Source organism: Salipiger sp. ABN3_019 (genome assembly GCF_056158605.1).
The window spans coordinates 469,085-489,904 of record NZ_JBSWTP010000009.1; the positions used below are offsets into that span (position 1 = coordinate 469,085).

19 protein-coding genes are annotated in these 20,820 nt (G+C 66.9%); 12 read left to right on the forward strand and 7 right to left on the reverse strand.

Annotated elements, in window-relative coordinates; all coding sequences use genetic code 11:
• Positions 1–121: 121 nt before the first annotated feature.
• From ACXAD2_RS10415 to ACXAD2_RS10440, 6 genes are all read left to right on the forward strand, one after another.
• Complete coding sequence (locus ACXAD2_RS10415) at positions 122–1,570, forward strand: FAD-linked oxidase C-terminal domain-containing protein (protein WP_164178663.1); 1,449 nt, start codon at positions 122–124, stop codon at positions 1,568–1,570.
• Positions 1,571–1,644: 74 nt separating this feature from the next.
• A complete protein-coding gene (locus ACXAD2_RS10420) occupies positions 1,645–2,733 on the forward strand; it encodes an FAD-binding protein (protein WP_475169608.1) in 1,089 nt (362 codons plus the stop codon).
• Between the two features lie 14 nt (positions 2,734–2,747).
• Entirely contained in the window at positions 2,748–4,052 is a 1,305-nt protein-coding gene (gene glcF, locus ACXAD2_RS10425) for a glycolate oxidase subunit GlcF (protein ID WP_475169611.1), read from the forward strand.
• A gap of 129 nt (positions 4,053–4,181) precedes the next feature.
• The gene (locus ACXAD2_RS10430) at positions 4,182–4,925 is read left to right on the forward strand and encodes a trypsin-like serine peptidase (RefSeq protein ID WP_066106814.1); all 744 of its coding nucleotides are present in this window, start codon (positions 4,182–4,184) and stop codon (positions 4,923–4,925) included.
• Positions 4,922–5,752 carry a trypsin-like serine peptidase gene (locus tag ACXAD2_RS10435; protein WP_475169613.1) on the forward strand — a complete coding sequence of 277 codons (831 nt, stop codon included), beginning with the start codon at positions 4,922–4,924 and terminating at the stop codon, positions 5,750–5,752. The genes ACXAD2_RS10430 and ACXAD2_RS10435 overlap by 4 nt, the downstream gene beginning before the upstream one ends.
• A 158-nt stretch (positions 5,753–5,910) precedes the next feature.
• Positions 5,911–6,387 (forward strand): Hsp20 family protein, encoded by a 477-nt coding sequence (locus tag ACXAD2_RS10440; protein WP_066103139.1) that lies wholly within the window; start codon positions 5,911–5,913, stop codon positions 6,385–6,387.
• An 85-nt stretch (positions 6,388–6,472) separates the two neighbouring features.
• On the opposite strand, the gene ACXAD2_RS10445 is transcribed toward ACXAD2_RS10440, so the two are convergent.
• Both ACXAD2_RS10445 and ACXAD2_RS10450 read right to left on the reverse strand, forming a co-directional pair.
• Positions 6,473–7,516, reverse strand: a complete 1,044-nt coding sequence (locus tag ACXAD2_RS10445; protein ID WP_475169617.1) for an endonuclease/exonuclease/phosphatase family protein — start codon at positions 7,514–7,516, stop codon at positions 6,473–6,475.
• Positions 7,517–7,556: 40 nt separating this feature from the next.
• Entirely contained in the window at positions 7,557–8,588 is a 1,032-nt protein-coding gene (locus ACXAD2_RS10450) for an NAD(P)-dependent alcohol dehydrogenase (RefSeq protein ID WP_475169620.1), read from the reverse strand.
• A 109-nt stretch (positions 8,589–8,697) separates the two neighbouring features.
• Here ACXAD2_RS10450 and ACXAD2_RS10455 point away from each other — a divergent pair, with 109 nt between their 5' ends.
• Positions 8,698–9,597 carry a LysR family transcriptional regulator gene (locus ACXAD2_RS10455; RefSeq protein ID WP_475169622.1) on the forward strand — a complete coding sequence of 300 codons (900 nt, stop codon included), beginning with the start codon at positions 8,698–8,700 and terminating at the stop codon, positions 9,595–9,597.
• Positions 9,598–9,712: 115 nt separating this feature from the next.
• On the opposite strand, the gene ACXAD2_RS10460 is transcribed toward ACXAD2_RS10455, so the two are convergent.
• Positions 9,713–11,872, reverse strand: a complete 2,160-nt coding sequence (locus ACXAD2_RS10460; protein ID WP_475169624.1) for an esterase-like activity of phytase family protein — start codon at positions 11,870–11,872, stop codon at positions 9,713–9,715.
• Positions 11,873–12,141: 269 nt separating this feature from the next.
• Between ACXAD2_RS10460 and ACXAD2_RS10465 the strand changes: the two genes are divergently transcribed.
• Positions 12,142–12,690: a putative pterin-binding protein gene (locus ACXAD2_RS10465; RefSeq protein ID WP_475169627.1), complete on the forward strand. Its 549-nt coding sequence runs from the start codon at positions 12,142–12,144 to the stop codon at positions 12,688–12,690.
• Positions 12,691–12,732: 42 nt separating this feature from the next.
• Here the strand turns inward: ACXAD2_RS10465 and ACXAD2_RS10470 are convergent, their stop codons facing one another.
• Positions 12,733–13,530: an alpha/beta hydrolase gene (locus ACXAD2_RS10470; RefSeq protein ID WP_475169629.1), complete on the reverse strand. Its 798-nt coding sequence runs from the start codon at positions 13,528–13,530 to the stop codon at positions 12,733–12,735.
• A gap of 99 nt (positions 13,531–13,629) precedes the next feature.
• On the opposite strand from ACXAD2_RS10470, the gene ACXAD2_RS10475 reads away from it, so the two are divergent.
• From ACXAD2_RS10475 to ACXAD2_RS10490, 4 genes are all read left to right on the forward strand, one after another.
• Complete coding sequence (locus tag ACXAD2_RS10475) at positions 13,630–15,105, forward strand: NAD-dependent succinate-semialdehyde dehydrogenase (RefSeq protein ID WP_475169631.1); 1,476 nt, start codon at positions 13,630–13,632, stop codon at positions 15,103–15,105.
• Positions 15,106–15,545: 440 nt separating this feature from the next.
• Entirely contained in the window at positions 15,546–16,766 is a 1,221-nt protein-coding gene (locus ACXAD2_RS10480; RefSeq protein WP_475169633.1) for an aminopeptidase P family protein, read from the forward strand.
• A 204-nt stretch (positions 16,767–16,970) separates the two neighbouring features.
• Positions 16,971–17,597, forward strand: a complete 627-nt coding sequence (locus ACXAD2_RS10485) for a DUF1523 family protein (RefSeq protein ID WP_066103165.1) — start codon at positions 16,971–16,973, stop codon at positions 17,595–17,597.
• A 97-nt stretch (positions 17,598–17,694) separates the two neighbouring features.
• Complete coding sequence (locus ACXAD2_RS10490) at positions 17,695–18,120, forward strand: DUF805 domain-containing protein (protein WP_224901905.1); 426 nt, start codon at positions 17,695–17,697, stop codon at positions 18,118–18,120.
• A 34-nt stretch (positions 18,121–18,154) separates the two neighbouring features.
• On the opposite strand, the gene ACXAD2_RS10495 is transcribed toward ACXAD2_RS10490, so the two are convergent.
• Genes ACXAD2_RS10495 through ACXAD2_RS10505 form a run of 3 tightly spaced genes read right to left on the reverse strand, consistent with a single transcriptional unit; the run spans position 18,155 to position 20,753 of the window.
• Positions 18,155–19,105, reverse strand: coding sequence for a nuclear transport factor 2 family protein (locus tag ACXAD2_RS10495; RefSeq protein WP_475169636.1), 951 nt, complete (start codon positions 19,103–19,105; stop codon positions 18,155–18,157).
• 2 nt (positions 19,106–19,107) lie between these two features.
• Positions 19,108–20,001, reverse strand: coding sequence for a dimethyl sulfoxide reductase anchor subunit family protein (locus ACXAD2_RS10500; RefSeq protein ID WP_224901911.1), 894 nt, complete (start codon positions 19,999–20,001; stop codon positions 19,108–19,110).
• A gap of 2 nt (positions 20,002–20,003) precedes the next feature.
• Positions 20,004–20,753 (reverse strand): 4Fe-4S dicluster domain-containing protein, encoded by a 750-nt coding sequence (locus ACXAD2_RS10505; protein WP_475169638.1) that lies wholly within the window; start codon positions 20,751–20,753, stop codon positions 20,004–20,006.
• Between the last annotated feature and the right edge of the window lie 67 nt (positions 20,754–20,820).

Consider the following 20,820-nt stretch of genomic DNA (forward strand, 5'->3'; position numbering starts at 1 on the left):
GCTACCATTCCCGCGCGCCGCGCAAGGGGCGCAACGCGGCTCTGCAAGGGCTGTGGCAAAATCTCTTGGCCTCGGCTGGAATTGGTTATATGAGTTTACCAATTTCGAGGAGGAGACCCCGATGGAGATGCCAGCCCCCAATGCCAGCATCCTCGCCCGCAAGGCGCGGATCGTCGCGCGCCTGCTTGAGGTGCTGCCTGCCACTGCGGTGATCTCGGAAGAGGCCGAAACCCGCGCCTATGAGTGCGACGCGCTGACCGCCTACCGCTGCCCGCCGCTCTGCGCGGTGCTGCCGTCGAGCACCGAAGAGGTCTCGGCGGTGCTGAAGATCTGTCACGAAGAAGGCGTGCCGGTGGTGCCGCGCGGTGCGGGAACCTCGCTCGCCGGGGGCTCGCTGCCCACCGCGGATTCGGTGATCCTTGGCGTGGCGCGGATGAACCAGGTGCTCGAAACCGATTACGCCAACCGGGTGATCCGCGTGCAGACAGGCCGCACCAACCTTTCGGTCAGCGGCGCAGTGGCCGAAGAGGATTTCTTTTACGCGCCCGACCCCTCGTCGCAGCTGGCCTGCGCCATCGCGGGCAATATCGCGATGAACTCGGGCGGCGCGCATTGCCTCAAATACGGGGTCACCACCAACAACCTGCTGGGCGTCACCATGGTGCTGATGGACGGCACGGTGATCGAACTGGGCGGCGCGCATCTGGATGCGCCGGGGCTGGACCTTCTGGGCGTCATCTGCGGCTCGGAAGGGCAGCTTGGCGTGGTCACCGAGGCCAGCCTGCGCATCCTGCGCAAACCTGAGGGCGCGCGCCCGGTGCTGATGGGGTTTGCCTCGAACGAGGTCGCCGGGGCCTGCGTGTCGGACATCATCAAGGCGGGCGTGCTGCCGGTGGCCATCGAGTTCATGGACCGCCCCTGTATCGAGGCCTGCGAGGCCTTTGCCCACGCCGGATACCCGATGTGCGAAGCGCTGCTGATCGTCGAGGTCGAGGGCTCGGAGGCAGAGATCGCCGAACAGCTGGAGAAGATCATCGAAATCGCCAAGCGCCACAACCCGGTGGAGCTGCGCGAAGCCAAGGACGAGGATGAGGCGGGCCGCATCTGGCTGGGCCGCAAATCCGCCTTCGGCGCCATGGGGCAGATCAACGATTACATGTGCCTCGACGGCACGATCCCGGTCTCGGAACTGCCCTATGTGCTGCGCCGCATCGGCGAGCTGTCGGAGCAGTTCGGCCTGAAGGTGGCCAATGTCTTTCACGCCGGGGACGGCAATATGCACCCGCTGATCCTGTTCAACGCCAATGAGGAAGGTCAGCTGCAGCTCTGCGAGCGGCTCGGGGCGGAAATTCTGAAGCTTTGCGTAGAAGTCGGCGGCTGCCTGACCGGCGAGCATGGCGTGGGGATCGAGAAGCGCGACCTGATGCACACGCAATACGCGCCCGCCGATCTTGAGGCGCAGATGGCGGTGAAGGATGTCTTTGACGCGGGCTGGCTGCTGAACCCCGCCAAAGTGTTTCCGCTGGACGCCTCGGAAGCGCGGCGCAGCGCGGCTCTGGCCGCCGAGTGAGCGCGCCCCGCACGCACTGAAAAGCGGGGGCCAGCCCCCGCACCCCCGGGATATTTTAATCTAGACGAAGTGGCATGAGACCAGAGACCGAAAGAGATTTAGCCGAGGCCATTGCCGGTGCGAATGGCGCCCTGTCGATCCGTGGTGGCGGCACGCGCGCCATCGCCATGGCCGAGGGTGAAGCATTGGAGACCGGCGGGCTGAGCGGCATCACGCTTTACGAGCCCGGCGCGCTGACGCTGGTGGCCAAGGCGGGCACGACGCTTGGCGAGATCGAAGCCGCGCTGGACGCCGAAGGCCAGCGACTGCCCTTCGAAGTGCCGGACCTGCGCGCGCTGCTGGGGCGCTCTGGGGAAACGACCATTGGCGGCATCACCGCCGCCAACGCCTCGGGGCCGCGGCGCATCGCCTCGGGCGCCTGCCGCGACTTCCTGCTGGGCGTGCGGTTTGTCGATGGCGCGGGCTCCGTGGTGTCGAACGGCGGGCGGGTGATGAAGAACGTCACCGGCTATGATCTGGTGAAGCTGATGGCGGGCAGCCATGGCACTCTGGGTGTGCTGACGAAAGTGAGCTTCAAGGTGCTGCCCCGGCCCGAAACCTCGGCCACGCTGGTGCTGCAGGGGCTTTCGGATGCGGCGGCCGTGGCGGCCATGTCAAAAGCGCTCGGCTCGCCCTTCGACGTGACCGGCGCGGCGCATGATCCCGCCGCCGGGCAGACCTCGCTGCGCATCGAGGGGTTCGAGAAATCCGTCGCCTACCGGCTGGAGCAGCTGCGCGCGCTGTTTGCCGATACTCCGGGCGATGTGGCCGAAGACGGCGTCGCGCATTGGGCCGGGATCCGCGATGTGGCGCCGCTTCAGGGCCGCGCCGGGGATGTCTGGCGCATCTCCTGCAAGCCCTCGGACGCGCCGGACCTGGCCGCGACCCTTGGCGCCGAGGCGCTGCTTTACGACTGGGGCGGCGGGCTGATCTGGGCGCTGATGCCCGAGGGCACGGATGCGCGCGCGCAGGCGGGGGCTTTCGCGGGCCATGCCACGCGCCTTCGCGGCAGTGGGGCCTCCCCCGCCTTCCACCCCGAGCCGGCGCCGGTCGCCGCGCTGAGCGCCGGGCTGCGCGCCCGCTTCGATCCGCGCGGGGTGCTCAACCCCGGCCTGATGGCCTGAGCCGAGGAAGAGACATGCAGACGAATTTCACCCCCGACCAGCTGCGCGATCCGGCCATCGAGCGCTCCAACGAGATCCTGCGCTCCTGCGTGCATTGCGGGTTCTGCACCGCCACCTGCCCGACCTACGCGGTGCTGGGCGATGAGCTCGACAGCCCGCGCGGGCGCATCTACCTGATCAAGGACATGCTCGAGAACGAGCGGGTGCCGGACGAGAAGACCGTCAAGCATATCGACCGCTGCCTGTCGTGCCTGTCGTGCATGACCACCTGCCCCTCGGGCGTGCATTACATGCATCTGGTGGACCATGCCCGCGCCTATATCGAGAAAAACTACACCCGGCCTTGGCAGGACCGGGCGCTGCGCTGGGTGCTGGCACGGATCATCCCCTATCCCACGCGCTTCCGCCTCGCGCTGGCGGCGGCCAAGCTGGGCCGACCCTTTGCCGCGCTGATCCCCGACGCGCGGCTGAAGGCGATGCTGGAGATGGCCCCCAAGCGCATCCCGCCGGTCAGCCGCAATGACGATCCGCAGAGCTTTGCCGCCACCGCGCCGCAGCGCAAGCGCGTGGCGCTGATGACCGGCTGCGCGCAGAAGGCGCTGAACACCGACATCAACGACGCCACCATCCGGCTGCTGCGGCGGCTTGGCTGCGAGGTGGTGGTGGCCAAGGGCGCGGGCTGCTGCGGCGCGCTCACCCATCACATGGGGCGCGAGGCCGAGGCGCATGGCTCTGCCGAGGCCAACATCCACGCGTGGAAGGCCGAGATCGACGGCGCGGGGCTGGATGCCATCGTCATCAACACCTCGGGCTGCGGCACCACGGTGAAGGACTATGGCCATATGTTCCGCAATGGCCCGCTGGCAGCGGCGGCGGCGGAAGTGTCGGGCAAGGCGATGGACATCAGCGAACTGCTGCGCGATCTGGAGATTCCCGCCGAGATGCTCGCGGGTGCGCCGAAAGACCTGCGCGTGGCCTATCACGCCGCCTGCTCGCTGCAGCATGGGCAGAAGGTCAAATCCGCCCCCAAGGATCTGCTCAAGCGGGCCGGTTTCGAGGTGGTGGAACCCGCCGACAGCCACCTGTGCTGCGGCAGCGCCGGGACCTACAACCTGCTGCAGCCGGAGATCTCGCAACAGCTGCGCGCCCGCAAGGTCGCCACGCTGGAAGCGAAGGCGCCGCAGGTGATCGCCGCGGGCAATATCGGCTGCATGATGCAGATCGGCTCGGGCACCGGCGTGCCGGTGGTGCATACGGTGGAGCTTCTGGACTGGGCCACCGGCGGGCCGAAACCGAGGGCGCTGGCCGAGGCGGACTGAGGGCCGGACTGAGGACCGGCCCAAAGCGGCCCTGCGCCCAAATTTCGCCTCAGACTTTCCCTAGCGTGAGGGGGCGAACAGGGAGTCACCGGCGTGAAATACCTTATTGCGCTGCTCGTGCTGCTGGCCATGCCGGCCTTTGCACAGAGCGGCGGTCTCTTCTCCATGGAAAGCCGCGAGGATGGCCGGGGCTGGGAGGCCGTTGGTCGGCTCGAGATCGGCGGCAAAGCCTTTTGCACCGGCGCGCTGATCGCCCCTGACCTCGTGCTCACCGCGGCGCATTGCCTGTTCGACGCCAGCACTGGCGCGCGCGTGCCGGTCGAGCAGATCCAGTTCCTCGCGGGCTGGCGCAATGGCCGCGCCGCCGCCTATCGCCGGGTGCGCCGCGCGGTGGCGCTGGAGGATTATGATTTCATGGCCCCCGCCAGCCCCGAGCGCGTGCGGCACGACGTGGCGGTGATCGAATTGCAGCTGCCGATCCGCAACAGCGCCATCGCCCCTTTCGGCCTTGGCCCGCTGCCCGAGGCCGGTGACGAACTGGGCGTGGTGTCCTACGCGCATGACCGCTCGGAGGCGCCCTCGCTGCAGGACTATTGCGGCGTTCTCGACAAGCAAGACAGCATGTTGGTGCTCGATTGCTCGGTGGATTTTGGCAGTTCCGGATCGCCGGTGTTTTCCTTTGCCGAAGGCACGCCGCGCATCGTGTCGGTGATCTCGGCCAAGGCGCAGGCGGGCGGCGAGCCGGTGTCGCTGGCCACCGGTCTTGATACGCCTCTGGCGCGGCTGCGCGGGGCGCTTGACGAGGACGACGTGTTCAACCCGCTCAGCGCGGGCAGCCGCCGCGACACCGGCGCGAAGTTCATCAAGCCATGAGGCTGCGTTTCCTGCTGACAGCCGCCCTGATCGGCCTGCCCGCGCTTGCCGGCGCGCAATCTGGCTCGAACGGGGGCGGCGCCAATTTCGACGTGCTCGACCGGCGGGGCGAATTGCTCGGCTGGGAAGCGGTGGGCCGGGTCGAGGGCAAGGATTCAATCTGCACCGGCGCGCTGATTGCGCGCGACATCGTGCTGACCGCCGCCCATTGCGTTTATGAGGAAAACGGCGCGCCGCGCCCGCCCGAAAGCCTGACCTTTCGCGCCGGATATCACCACGGCACGCAGATCGTCGCGCAGCGCGTGCGCCGCTGGGTGACGCCGGAGCGCTATGCAAAGCGCGCCAAACCCAGCCATGAGATGGTGGCGCTGGATGTGGCGCTGCTGAAGCTCGACGCGCCGGTGACCATCGCCGAGGCCGATCCCTTCCGGCTGCTCGATCACGCACCCGACGGCAGTGAGGTGACGGTGCTCTCTTACGGGCAGGGGCGCGAGGAGGTGCTCTCGCGCGAGCCGTCCTGCGCCATCACCGCGCATTACGCCGATGACGTGCTGGGGTTCGACTGCGATGTGACCTTCGGCAGTTCCGGCGCGCCGGTCTTTTACCGCGACAACGGTCGGCTGCGCATCCTGTCGGTGATTTCGGCGTCCGGGATTTCGGCCTCTGGCGGCGCGACCGCCTTCGGTCCCGGTATCTCGGCGCTGGTGCCCGCGCTGGCCGCGCGGCTGCGCAGGGAGGACGCGCGGCCGATCGTCAGCAGCGGCGCGCGGCGTATCACCGTGGGCGGCGGACGCGAGGGCACCGGGGCCCGCTTTGTGCGGCCTTAGCGGCGTTTGTCAGACCGGCTAGCGAGGGTCTTGAAAGCGGCAAAATCCCTCCCCATCTGAAGTTTACCGGGGCGCCTGAGACAGGGCTCCGGCCAACCTAAGCGCCTGTTCCCCAAGGAAAGGCGCGACTTGATGGTATCGCTCAACGGAGGATTCCCATGCGACATTTCGATCTTGCCCCGCTCTATCGTGCCACCGTCGGTTTCGACCAGATCGCCGACATGATGGACCGGGTTCTGGCCAGTGACGTGGCCCAGCCCAGCTACCCGCCCTACAACATTGAAAAGACCGCCGACGATGCCTATCGCATCTCGATCGCCGTGGCCGGCTTTGCCGACGAGGATTTGTCGGTCGAGGTGAAAGATCACGCGCTGGTGGTCTCGGCCAAGAAGTCCGACGAGGGCGAAGGCCGCAGCTATCTGCACCGTGGCATCGCCACCCGCGCCTTCGAGCGCCGCTTCACGCTTGCCGATCACGTGCGTGTCGAAGGCGCGACCCACGAGAACGGCATGCTGCACATCGACCTGCGCCGCGAGATTCCCGAGGCGCTGAAACCCCGCCGCATCGCCATCGCCCGCCCGCAGCGGACCGAAGCGATCGAAAAGGACGTGGTCGACAGCAAGTCGGTGAACTGATCACCGCACTCTGACGCCCTAAGGCCCCGGTGGACGCACCGGGGCCTTTTTGCATGTTCTGGCGAGCGGGCACTCTGGCCGCAGCCTAAATCTCCAGCCAGATTGGGCGGTGATCGCTGGCCCGCTGCACCCGCGCCGAACCGGATCCGTCGATCTCATCCTCAAACGCGTCATGCGCGATCCCTGCGCCCACGACCTCTGCGGCCAGTGCTGGCGAGACGGCGAAGTGATCCAGCAGCAGCGGCCGGTCCCGCACGTTGTCGACGAAATCGTCAAACCGCGCGGTGAACTGCAGCGCCGGAGAGACATGTCTCAGGATCGGGTGCTGAAAGATCAGTTCCGGGTAGAAGGTGCTTCCAAGCACGATGTCCGCGATATTGTGCGACAGATATTGCCGCTCGAAGAAATCGGGGCCCGGACCATCGTTCCAATCGCCGGTGACGATCACCCGCTCGTCACCATTCGCCTTGATGAGCTCATCGAGATAGGTTCTCAGGCGAAAGCCTTCCGCCGCGATCCGCCGCCGCGCCTTCATCGCCGCGGCAATGAACTCCTGCCGCCGCGCCGGATCGTTGAACAGCACCTGCCCGTTGTGCACATATTTCGATTTCGTATGCAGCACCACGATCCGGAAGGGCACGCCCTCCGCCGGTTTCACATCCACCACCATCGGCACGCGGGTGAAATCATAGGGCTGCAGCAGCAGGTCGCCATCCACATCCGCCCGCCACACGTCTTCCAGCGCCAGCGTGAGCGGGTCGGTGGCATGGTCGATGATCTCGGCGGCACCGCCCAGCTTGCGCAGCACATAGAGCTTCTGCGCCCCGCCCGCCTTGCCGATCAGCGCCTCGTAGAGCGGCGCGCCGCCGTCAGACAGATGATCGTCGAGAAAGAGCTGCATCTCCTGCGCGGCGCTCGGCCCTTCCTGCACGCAGAGGATATCGGGACTGGTGCGCCGGATCACCCGCGCGACCTTCTCGGCCACATGCTGCGCCTCCTCGGCGCTCAGCGACCCGCTCCCCCATCTGGGTTCGTGATTTCCCGAGAACCAGTTGTTCATCCATTCGATGTTCCAGTTCATCACCTTCATCACGTCCGCTCCCAGATACGACGGCAAGATCACTGCCATAGAACGATGGCTTTATGGCAGCGCTGTGAACCCGGATGCGTCACGCCACCTCATCCGGCAGACGCGCGGGCGTCTTTGCCAGCATAGCGCCGCTTGCGGACCCGGACAATTCTTCGCCCACCTGCAGGATCACCGCCCCCGCCCTATGCCGGGTCTCGACCAATTGGTGGGCCTGCACGATCTGCGCGAGCGGAAAGCGTGCCCCGATCACCGGCGTCAGCTGCCCCGCGCGCCACATCTCCAACAAGGCCTCGAGCGCGGCGCGGCTGTCGCCGCTGACATGAAGCCGGAGCCGCGGGCCACCCGCGAGCTTGGCGCGCAGCAAATGCCACAGCTCGCGCAGGCCGAAGTTCAGCGGTAGGAACAGCCCCTGCGGCGCAAGCAGGTGGCGGCTGCGCGGCCAGTCCAGCGCGCCCACCGTGTCAAAGATCAGATCGAACCGTCCCCGAAGGCGGTCGCAGGTGTAGTCCAGTACCTCCGCCGCGCCGAGCCCCATGAGCAGAACTCTGCGCCCCGGACCCGCCACGGCGGTGACCTCGGCCCCCAGCGCGGCGGCGATCTGCACGGCATAGGCCCCGACCCCGCCCGAGGCCCCGAGGATGAGCACGCGCTGGCCGGACTGCACCCGCGCCACCTCGCGCAGGAACTCCAATGTGGTCAGCCCGCCAAAAGGCAGCGCGGCGGCAGTGTCATAGCCCATGCCCTCGGGGATCGGCACCAGCGCGCCGCTGGCCTTGGCAAGCGCGTAGTCGGCGTGGCCGCCGTGGCCGAGCACCGCAAGCACGCGCTGCCCCACGGCGAACCCCTGCACCCCCGCGCCCAGCGCGACGATCTCACCCGCCACATCCGAGCCGGGCACCAGATGGCGCGGCTTCCAAAGGCCCGCCACCAACCGCCCGATCAGCGCCAGCCCGCCGGGAAACGCCGCCGCGCGCAGCCGCCAGTCGGCGGTGGTGACAGAGGCGGCATGGACGCGGATCAGAACCTCCCCCGGCCCCGGCACCGGGCGCGGCAGGTCTTCGACACGCAGGGTTTCGGCGGGGCCATAACGGCGGGCGGTGACGGCTTTCATGTCGGGCCTTCCTTGAAGCGAGATGCGGTGAGACGAGATGCCCGCAGGTTACCCGCTGCGATGACGCATGAATATTGACCCATATCGCAGACGCCCCATACAAATACGCATGGATTGGCAGGGATTGCGTTTCGACTGGAACCGGCTGCGGGGCTTTCTGGCCACCGCCGAGGAAGGCTCGCTCTCCGCGGCGGCCCGCGCGCTGGGGATGAGCCAGCCGACGCTGGGACGGCAGGTGGCGGCGCTGGAGGCAGATCTTGGCCTCACGCTCTTCGAACGGCATGGCACCGGACTGCAGCTCACCGAGGCAGGCCTGCAGCTGGCCGAACACGCGCGGGCCATGGGCGAAGCGGCAGAGCACCTGTCGCGGGTCGCCTCCGGCCAGCAGCAGCAGATCGCGGGTCATGTGACGATCACCGCCTCCGAGATTTACGCCGGCTGGCTGCTGCCGCAGGTGCTGCCGCAGATCCGCGCCGCCGCGCCGGGGCTGACCATCGAAGTGCTCGCCTCCAACGCCATCCGCGATCTCAAGCGGCGCGAGGCGGATATCGCCCTGCGCAACGCCCGCCCCGAACAGCCCGACCTCATTGCCCGCAAGATCGCCGAGGATCGCGGCAGCTTCTACGCCACAAAGGCCTATCTCGAGGCGCTGCCGCCGCTCAAGGCGCTGCCCGATCTCGCGGCGGCCGAATTCATCGCCTTCGAGGATCCCGGCCCGCATATGAGCTTTCTGAAGCGCCTCGGCATCCCGGTCACCGAGGCGAATTTCCCCCTGATCAGTTCCAGCCACCTCGTGCACTGGGAGATGACCCGCGCCGGTCTCGGCATCGGTGTCGGCCCGCTTGGGCTCGGCGACGCCGACCCGCGCCTGCGCCGCGCCCTGCCCGATCTCGAGATCCCTTTCCCGGTCTGGCTGGTCGCGCACCGCGAACTGCACAGCTCCCGCCGCATCCGCCTCGTCTTCGACCTGCTGGCCGAGCTGATCCCGCCGCTGCTGCGCAGCCCCTGACGCTTCTTCTCTTTAAAAATACGCATGGCGCGACGTCCCCACGCCGCGCAACGCATAGAAAAAGGCGCCGCACGGTCTCCCGCACGGCGCCCTTCAAGCTCAACAAGACGCCGAATCAGTCGAGCTTGAAGCTCCAGAAGAAGGTCTCGCCCGAGCTGTCGTCGACACCGTCATTGTCGGTCGAGACATAGGCGGTGCCATCCTCGGCAATGGCGAGCCCTTCGACCTTGTCGACCACATAGCCGCCCCAGCCCTTGAGGTCGGGGATCAGGTCGCGCACCTCTTCCTTGCTCACCACCGGCAGATCGCCACCGAGCGGGGCCGCCACCATCTCTGCCAGCGGGATGCGATAGACCTTCTTGGTGAGCGCAGCGGCACCGATCTGGTTGTCACGCTCCACCACATAGACGAAATCGCCATGCGCGGTGATCTCCGACAGTCCGACCCAGCCCTTTTCGGGCGCGGCCTTGGCATAGAGCACGGCGCCCCATTCCTTGGTCTCGGGATTGTAGGAGACGAGCTTCACGTGGTTTTCCGGATCGCCGGTCCACTCGCGCTGCACGGCCATCCACAGCGTGCCGTCCACCATGGTGATGCCCTCGAAGCCAAAGCGCTGCTCCTGCGCCAGCAACTCTGCCGGAAGGCCGACTTCCTCTTCGATCTCCCCCTCGGCGCTCACGTGGTAGAGCGCATGCGGGATCAGCCGGTCGGTGCGCCCCTCGGAGGCGAGCCAGAAGCCCCCCTCGCCGTCGAGCGTGATGCCTTCGAGGTCGAGTTTCTGCGCCGGACGGCCCGCGCGGGTCACGTCGAGCGCCTTGGTGATGCGTGCCGGTTTCGACGAGGGGTCGATGGTGAAGATGCGCGGCTGGAAGCCATAGAAGCTGTCGTTGACCGCGTAGATCATGCCGTCATCGCCCGCGACCATGCCCGAGATCGCGCCCCAGCCGATCAGCTCATCCGCGCCTTCGGAGGTCAGCGTCGGGTACATCGCCGCACCCTCGGCGTATTCGTAGATCATCACATGGGCGCGCACGCCGCCGTCTTCGATCAGGTCTTCTTCGTTGGCGGTGACCAGCAGGTTGCGCTGCGGGATGGCCACAGCGCCTTCGGGGGCGATGCCCGAGGGCAGCATTTGCTTCAGCACCGGGGCGGCGGGGTCTGTCATGTCATAGACCCCGGCGACCGAGCCGCGCTCGGACAGCAGGATCATGTAGGGCGTGCCGTCAAAAGTGGCGACCTCCATACCCTCGGGCTCGGCGCCCTTTGCGTCCGAGCGCTTGTCCGGGTAGTGGCCGACCTGCACCACCGCGTGTTCGAAGGTGTTGCCGCTGTCGTAGACCTCGGTGCCGTCTTTGCCAAACACGGTGAAGCTGCGCGAGCCGCCGTCCATGTCGCCCTCATTGGCGATGGCGAAGTGATCATCGTCCAGCCATTGCACCGAGTCGGGCTCGCGCAGGCGGCCTTTCTGGCTCTCGGTGAAGATCAGCGCGCCGCGTTCGTCGGTGGCGTCGATCTCGGTCAGATCCGTGCTGCCCGCCGAGAAGTGGCTAAGCACCTCACCCGCTTTGTTCAGCACCACGATGTGGTTGTTCTCTTGCAGGGTGACCACGATCTCACCGGCGCCGTTCACGTCGACGAACTCGGGCTCGGGGTCTTCCGGCGCGATCTCGGCAAGGCCGGTGACATCCGCCTTCACAAGGCTGTCGCACTGCGCCGCGCCATCCACCACGTCGAGGATCGCCACATAGCCCGCGGGCATCTGCGGCACCCGGCCATCGCCAGCATCTTCGTCACGCTCGTTCTCGATCGCCACGGTGACAAAGCTGCCGTCCTTGGACAGCGCCACGCTGTCGGGCTGGCCGCCAAGGTCACACGCACCGACGATCTCGCCGCTCTGCATGTTCACCATCTCGAGCTTGCCCGAAGGCGCCGTGTAGCTCTCGGAGGTGTTCACCCCGACAAAAGCGATGCCACCGGCAACGGCCACCGAGGTCGGCTCGCCGCCCATCTCGATGTTGCCCAGCGGCTTCGGTGCGCGCGGGTCGGTGATGTCGATACGGCCGATCACCCCAAGCGGGCTGTCGGTGTAGACCAGCGTGTTGCCGTCTTCCGAGGCGTAGATGATCTCGGCCGAGGTCACGCGCGCGCGGTCCTCGCCCTCGGCCATGTTCTCGGGCGTGGCAAAGCTGGCAATGCGGTTGAAATTCATCTCGGCCTGCGCGGCACCGGCGAAAAGCGCCAGCGCCGAGGTGAGGCACAGCGTGCGGATGGTCATGTGACGTCCCCCTGTTATCGGTCCGCACCGCCATGGGGCCGCAATGTAACGCGCGCGTGATGTCCTGATGACGGCTTCATGACGCCCTGATGACTTAAGGGAAGTCAGCGCGATATTGCCGGGCCCCAACACTCCGGAACGCCCTCAAAATGCCGAAGAATCAGGCTACAACTCGGGGAATTAACATCAATTAACGGGTGCGGCGCGGCGCCCAGTTCCACGGCTCGAGTCTTGATCCTAAACTTTTGAAGTCACGAAGGAGATTTGATGTGTCCATTGCATTTCCCATCCCGCCTTTGGCCGGCTTTTCCAGCCTCCGGCAATCGGCTGCCGCATTTTCGGCATTTATCGCGTTTTCGGGGCTCACCGTCCCCGCGTTGGCATCGGAAACCCTGCTCACGGTGATCACCGCAGAGGGCGTGGAAACCGCGCTCGACCGCGAAGCACTGGAAGCGCTCCCGCAGCATGAGTTCAGCACCGAAACCCAATGGACGTGGGAAGAGCAGAGCTTCAGCGGCCCGCTGCTGATCGACGTGCTGAAAGAAGCGGGTCTGCCCGATCCGGCAAACGGTGGGATGATCGAGTTTGTCGCCGATGATGGCTATCACGCAAAGATCGACCTGACCGAGAACGCCCAATATCTGACCGACGCCTATCCGATCGTCACCACACGGGTGAACGGCGAGCCCTTCCCGCTCGAGAACAATGGCCCGCTGTGGGTGATGTTCCCCTATGGCGCGCATCCCGAGTTGGACATCGAGCCGGTGCACAATATGACGGTCTGGCAGCTTCTGCAGATCGTGCAGCTGGCAGAATAAAGCGGGCAGAGTGAGGGCGCGGCACGCGCGCCCTTGCTTGCGTCAGTTTCCGGTCACTGCCCGGCACAGCGGGCTGTTGGCCTCGGCCAGCCCGTCGATCACGTTGAAATGATGCAGGCCCGGGTCGATCACCACGTTGCAGTCACCGCCGCTCCACGCTTCGCCCAGCCAGCGCGCCTGGTCGAGAAACACCGGACGCTCGTCGCCGCCAACCCAGACCGTCACCGGCACCTGCGGCGCAGGCTGGTGGATGGGGCTCTCGGCCTCCGCCTCCGCCGCGTCCAGCTGCAGCCCGGCGTTCATGTCGGTCTGCATCAGCGGCGCAAGGTCCGAGAGCGGTGAGATCGGCACCACACCAGCGATCCGCTCGGCCACCGCGGCGGGCAACAGGCCCGGCGCCAACATCCGCGCCACCAGATGGCCCCCGGCGGAATGCCCGGTAAGACGCAGCGGCCCGGCCACTTCGCCCGCCACGACGGTGACCGCAGCGGCGATCTGCCGGGTGATCTCGCTGATCCGCACGTCGGGGCAGAGATCATAAGACGGCATCGCCACCGCCCAGCCCTGCGCCAGCGGTCCGGCGGCCAGATGCGACCAGACCGAGCGGTCGAATTTCAGCCAGTAGCCGCCATGCACAAAAACCACGAGCCCGCGCGGCGTGCCCGCGGGCAGGAAGAGATCGAGCGCCTGCCGTTCGCCTTCGCCATAGGAGAGGCTGCGCAACCGCCCCGCCGCCTGCATCTCGCCGCGAAAGACCTCCGCTGCCGCCGACCAGCGTGGCGGGTAATCCGCCGCGCCCTCGATATGAGCTGCATTGGCATATGCGTCGCTAAGGTCCATCGTCTTTCTCCGTTCTCGTACTAAACTCGGGAATAACAGATGCACCGACCTCCGCAGCAGAAAACGCGGCGGAGCGCGACACGAACCAAGGAGGCTCCCATGCTCGACCAGACCACCAACCTTCCCGGGCTGCTGAAGGATCCCACGCTGCTCGAGACCCGCGCCTTCGTGAACGGCGAATGGATCACCGGCGCCGACGGCGAATTTGACGTGACCAACCCCGCGCGCGGCGACGTGATCGCCAAGGTCGCCGACCTCAGCCGCGACCAGATCGCCGGCACCATCGACGGCGCCTACATCGCGCAGAAAAGCTGGGCGCAATGGACCGGCAAGGAGCGCGCGCAGGTGCTGCGCAAATGGTTCGACCTGATCATGGAGAACCAAGACGATCTTGGCACCATCATGACCGCCGAACAGGGCAAGCCGCTGGCCGAGGCCAAGGGCGAGATCGCCTATGGCGCATCGTTCATCGAGTTCTTTGGCGAAGAGGCCAAGCGGGTCTATGGCGAGACGATCCCCGGCCACGCCCGCGACAAGCGCATCATGGTGCTCAAGCAGCCCATTGGCGTTGCCGCCTCGATCACCCCGTGGAACTTCCCCAACGCGATGATCACCCGCAAGGCCGGTCCGGCGCTGGCGGCGGGATGTTCCTTCGTCGCGCGCCCGGCTTCGGAAACCCCGCTGTCGGCGCTGGCGCTGGCGGTGCTGGCCAAGCGCGCAGGCATCCCGGCGGGCGTGTTCAACGTGGTGCCGACCTCCTCGGCCTCGGAAGCAGGCAAGGAGTTCTGCGAAAACCCCAAGGTGCGCAAGCTGACCTTCACCGGCTCCACCGAAGTTGGCCGCATCCTGCTGCGGCAGGGCGCCGATCAGGTGATGAAATGCTCGATGGAGCTGGGCGGCAACGCGCCCTTCATCGTCTTTGACGACGCCGATCTCGACGAAGCGGTGCAGGGCGCCATCGCCTGCAAGTTCCGCAACAACGGCCAGACCTGCGTCTGCGCCAACCGCATTTACGTGCAGGCCGGGGTCTATGACGCCTTCGCCGAGAAGCTCGCCGCCGAGGTGGCCAAGCTCAAGGTCGGCGACGGGCTGGAAGAGGGCACCGATCTTGGCCCGCTGATCACCGCCAAGGCGATCGACAAGGTGCAGGAGCATATCGCCGACGCCAAGGAAAAGGGCGCCAAGGTGATCCTCGGCAGCGAGGCGCATGAGCTGCAGGGGCAGTTCTTCGGCCCGACCATCGTCACCGGCGCCACGCGCGAGATGAAATTCGCCACCGAAGAAACCTTCGGCCCGCTCGCGCCGCTGTTCAAATTCGAGAATGAGGACGAGGTGATCGAGATGGCCAATGACACGATCTTTGGCCTTGCGTCCTACTTCTACGCCAACGACCTGAGCCGCGTCTACAAGGTCGCCGAGGCGCTGGAATATGGCATCGTCGGCGTCAACACCGGCCTTATCTCGACCGAGCTTGCCCCCTTCGGCGGCGTCAAACAGTCGGGCCTCGGCCGCGAGGGCAGCCACCACGGCATCGAGGACTATCTCGAGATGAAATACGTCTGCCTGAGCGTCTGAGGCGCATCGGGCAGCCTATCTGAGCCAGCCCGGAATCAAGGCGAAGCCGCCGGGCAAGCGCCGGCCCGTCCCCACGGGCTGGCGCTTTTGCGTTGGCAGGGACCGCACAGGCATCATCCGGATGTGGCTGCGATAAAGTGCAGACCCCGAAGGCCGCAGCGCCATCCCACGGGCCGACGCTTACCCGGCTCCCTCAGCAGCGCGCCTGCCTCGGGTGGACGCAGCGGAACGCTCCACGTGAAACAGCGCTCTTGCCAAACCCGCCTGCCCGCAGCATCTTCGGCACCGGGCAGGCGATGGCGTCGCCGGTGCCGTTTGGCACGCCCTGTCACCGGGTGACATCCGATCATCCAAAGACACAACCGTCCTGAACGCCGGGACCTTGCTTTGTCTCTGCGGCAGGGTCGGGTTCCGCCCCTCCGCATCCAAAGGAGGGCCATATGGACCACCAAGTGAACACCCGCCCCGCCAGCTACCGGTTCCACAACGGCGAGAAGGCTCCGCTGCCCTTCGCGCCCGAGGAATATGACGCCCGGCTCAACGGGCTGCGCGCCGAGATGGCGGCGCAGGGCATAGACGCCTGCGTGCTCAGCTCGATGCACAACATCGCCTATTACTCGGGCTTTCTCTATTGCAGCTTCGGGCGGCCCTACGCGCTGGTGGTCACCGCCACCGAGAGCGTCACGATCAGCGCGGGCATCGACGCTGGCCAGCCGTGGCGGCGCTGCCATGGCGACAACATCACCTATACAGACTGGGCGCGGAACAACCTGTGGCGCGCGGTGCGGCAGGTCACCGGCAGCGGCAAGGTGATCGGCTATGAGGGCGATCACCTGACGCTGGCGCAGAAGGCGCTGCTCGATGAGTTCCTCGCGCCGGCGCAGAGCCGCGATATCGCCCCCGCCACCATGCGCCAGCGGATGATGAAATCCCCCGCCGAAATCGCGCTCATCCGCCATGGCGCGCAGGTCGCCGACATCGGCGGCTATGCCATCCGCGAGGCGGTGCGGGAGGGCGCCCGCGAGATCGACATTGCCATGGCCGGGCGCGATGCGATGGAACTGGAGATCGCGAAGCGCTTCCCGGATGCCGAGTATCGCGACACATGGGTGTGGTTCCAGTCGGGGCTCAACACCGACGGTGCGCATAACCCGGTCACCGCGCGGGCGCTGCAGCGGGGCGATATCCTCTCGCTCAACTGCTTTCCCATGATCTCGGGCTATTACACCGCGCTCGAGCGCACGCTGTTTGTCGGCGAGGTCGATGCCGAGTCCCTTGCGATCTGGGAGGCCAATGTCGCCACCCACGAGCTTGGCCTGTCGCTGCTGAAGCCGGGGGTGAGCTGCGCCGAGGTCACACATACGCTCAACGGCTTCCTGTCGGAACGCGATCTGCTGCAGTACCGCACCTTCGGCTATGGCCACAGCTTTGGCGTGCTGTCGCATTACTATGGCCGCGAGGCCGGACTGGAACTGCGCGAGGACATAGACACGGTGCTGGCGCCCGGTATGGTGGTGTCGATGGAGCCGATGCTGACGATCCCCGAAGGCCAGCCCGGCGCGGGCGGCTACCGCGAGCACGACATTCTGGTGATCACCGAGGATGGCGCGGAGAACATCACCGGCTATCCCTACGGTCCGGCGTTCAACGTGGTCGGCTAGGCTCTGGTCCGAGGGGGCGCTGCCCCCTCGGCGCTGCGCGCCTCACCCCCGGGATATTTCTGTCTAGACGAAGCCGCGCGCGCGGGCCGTGCGGCGGCGGAGCTTGGCTTGTTTTGCCGCCAGACGGTTGATTTTCCTGCGCCGACAGGTCACCTGAGGAGAAGGCGCGCCGCGCCTGCGCGCCGCATCATCAGGAGAGCCCAAGTGACCTATGTGAAATGGACCTTCATCGTGCTCTTCTGGCTGCTCGTCGGCGCCTTCCTGCATTACACGCTGCCGCAGCACGACATCGCCCGCATCACCGACACCTACGAAAAGCGCGAGACGCCGGGTTCGGTGAACCGCTGGTTCTGGAGCCAGGCGGGCAGCAAGAGCGCCGCCGCAACCGGCGGGCGCGACGTGTTCTTCATCCAGACCCGTCTGGCGAACGACAAGGTGATGGTCTACCGCAACGAGGACACCAGCTGGGGCTGGCCGCCCTATTTCAAATTCGACACCTCGAACCTGCAGGCCGAAGCCAACGACCTGCGCTCGGGCGCGGCAGATCCGCAATGGGTGGCGATCAAACATTACGGCTGGCGCAACGAGTTCCTGTCGATCTACCCCAACGCCGTCTCGATCCGCCCGGTGGATGGGCCCGACGTGCGCATCATTCCTTGGACCAACATCATCGTGCTGACGCTGCTGGCGGCCTTCGCATGGGCGGTCTGGGTGCGCTGGCGGCGGTTCCGCCGCGCCCGGATCGACCCGGCGCTGGAAGAGATGGGCGACAATCTCGACGAGGCGGGCGGGCGCATTCGCGGGTTCTTTGGCGGCAAGAAGAAGGGCTGAGGCCCGCTTTGCACAAGGCTCGCACCAGGGGGCTTTCGGCTCTAAGGTGTCTTAGATTGCGCCGAAACAGAGCCTAAACAGGAACGGAGGCACCGCCATGGGGTTCACCCAAGCCGTAAAGACCTGCCTGAGCAAATATGTGACCTTCTCGGGCCGCGCCGCGCGCTCGGAGTTCTGGTGGTTCGCGCTCTTCGTCTATGGCGGCGGGCTGCTGCTGGGGCTGCTGGATCTGGCGCTCTTCGGGCAGACCACGACCGTCACCACCGAAACCAGCGCCGCCGTGTCGTCGCAGACGCAATTCGCGCCGTTCTCGTCGGTCTTCGGGCTGCTGGTGGTGCTGCCCTACATCTCGGTCACCGTCCGGCGGCTGCATGACACCGACCGCAGCGGCTGGTGGTACTGGCTGGCGCTGATCCCGCTGATCGGGATCATTGTGCTGATCGTCTGGCTTGCTTCGAAGGGCACGCCGGGGCGCAATCGCTTCGGTGAAGACCCCCTTGGGGCGGTCGCGCCGCCAGCCTGATTAAACCAGTCTGATCACACCTGTCTAAAGACGCTCAGGCGGTGCCGGTGGCGCGCAGGATCTGCGCCCAGACGCCGGGCACATCGTAGAGCGTCCATTCGCGGCGCAGGCCATCGGGGCCGAACTCCACCTGCGTCATGCCAAGGATATGCACCGGCGCGCCGGTGGGAGCGCCGAAAGCGCCGTGCCCGTCATGAGTGCCGCTGAGCGACCAGCGCAGGCAGGCCCGCGGCGGCGACAGCGGGTCCTCGGCGCCGAGCGCGTGGTCCACCTCGAACCGCGCCGAGGGGAAGGCCGCGCGCAGCCCCAGCCAGAAAGTCTCGGCCTCGCGCGGGCCGCAGCCGGTCTCCGCGCCGGGAAGGAAAAGCTCGGCAGCCGGATCATACTCCTGCGCCATCACCGCCAGTTCGCCGTCCATCACCCGCTCAAGCAGATCGGTCAGCGCCGCGCCCCACGGGCTGTTGTTGCCGCGCGCGGTATAGCGCGGCGGGCAGGTATCGCGCGGCGCGGCGGCCAGCCGCCAGCGCGCCCCTTCGAGAAGATCGACGCCGATCTGCCGCAGGATCGCCGCCTCGTCGCGCAGCACCCATTGCTCGTGCAGCTGCCCTGCCACGCAGTGCCGCTCGGTCATCTGGGTGAACTGCACGGGCGCGCGCGACGGAGGACCGTAGAGCCCCGCCCCGTCGTGCCGCGCGGTGACGTGACACCGCTCGGCGGCGACAAAGGCGTTCTGCGCCGTGGCCTGCCAGAGCCGCTCTTCGGGGAGCAGGCCCGCTCCGCTCAGCGCCGCCGCCCGCGCCGCCAGATCGGCGCCCAGCACCTCGGGTTCCACAAGCGCGCCGACCCCTTCGTGCGAGATCACCTCGGGCGCCAGATATTCCGCGAGACGGTCGAGCCGCCGGGCCTCGTCGAGATCGCCGGTCAGCGCGGAGAGATAGGCGGCCACATCCGGCCAGCGCGTATCGAACCCGGCGAGAAACGGCACACTCAACGACTCCCGTAGTAGAGGCCAACCACATGTTCGGCCTCAGCAAAAAACAACCAACGCGAGACAAGCACGCCCGCCACATGCGAGACAAGGGAAATGAGGGCCAGCAGATGCAGCGCCGCGCCGGGCAGGGAAAGCAGCAACAGTGCGAGCAGACCGGCCACCGGCAGCAGCACCGCCAGCAGCAGCGCGATGATCCGCAGCTTCAGCGCATGGCGGCGGGCGACCACAAAGACCATTTCGCGCGTCAGGTAATTGCCGCCCGTATGCGGCGCAAAGAGCGCGCGGGGCGTGCCCTGCGGCCCCAGGCCGGTGGCGCTGGCAAGGGTGCTGGCGCTGCGCGCAAAGCGGCTGTCGCCGTCGATCCACACCCAGACCTGCAGCGCGCCGGTGAGGGTCAGCAGCACCAACGCCGCGATCACCTGCCCCGCCAGCAATGCACCGCCCGCCAGCGCATAGCTAAGAAACAGCGCCGGAGTGGAGCGGTGGTGCCAGCGCGGCACGGTTTTGAGTTGCGCATAGATCATCGCGGTCGAGGTGACGGTGGCCAAAGCCGCCAGCGCGGCAAGCCAGCCGAGCGGCAGGACCGGGGTGCCGATGAGCAGCGTCAGACCGTAGCCGCCGCCCAAGAGCAGCGTGATCACCGCCGCCCAAGCCTCGCGCGAGAGCCAGCTGCTGCGCCACTGGCTGAACGCCTTGAGCGCACGCTCGCGGTGCCCCAGATGGAAGGCCGAGGCGGCGAGCCCGGCAAGCGCCAGCGCATAGGCCAGCGCGAGGAAGGCGAAGGCGGTCCAGCCGGTGGGCGGCGAGAGGTCGATGCCGAGCCAGAACAGCAGGCCAAAGCCGAGACCCGAGAGAGTGGTGAAGACCAGAAGCGAGGGCGCCGGATGCATGGTCAGAGCCTCGCAAGCGTGCGGTCGATCCAGCCCAGCAGGCCGCGCGGCTCTTCGGCCACCGGCGCGAGGAAGGGCGCCAGCACGTCCACCTCGCCCTGCCACGCATCACGCGGGCGCGGCGGCAGGTAGCGGTTGACCGGCTTGGTGCCCTGCTCGGGCATCAGCTCGATCCCGCCACGTTCCTCGACCAGCAGGCTGACTTCGCTTTCGGGGTCGGCAAGATCGCCGAAATGCCGGGCCCCGGCTGGGCAGGTGCGCACGCAGGCAGGCTCGCGATCCTCTTCGGACAGGGTCTCGTTGTAGATGCGGTCGACACAGAGCGTGCATTTCTTCATCACCCCCGCCGCCGAGTCCATCTCGCGCGCGCCATAGGGGCAGGCCCAAGCGCAAAGCCCGCAGCCGATGCAGTCGCTCTCGTTGACCAGCACGATGCCATCCTCGACCCGCTTGTAGCTGGCGCCGGTGGGGCAGACGGTGACGCAGGGCGCATCGGCGCAATGCAGACAGGACTTGGGGAAATGCACCAGCTGCGCGGGACCCGCCTCGGGCGTCACCTCGTAGCTGTGCACGCGGTTGAGGAAGGTGCCCGAGGGATCGGCGCCATAGGGGTCCTGATCCGACAGCGGGCTGGGCTGGCTCTGGGTGTTCCAGCCCTTGCAGGCCACCACGCAGGCGTGACAGCCGACGCAGGTATCGAGGTCGATCACGAGGCCGAGTTGTCTGTGCGTGTGGTCGGGGTGGTCTGTCATGATCCGGCGTTTCGTCTGAGTGGCGGGCGAAGGACCGGGGCGCTGCCCCGGACCCCGGGATATTTGG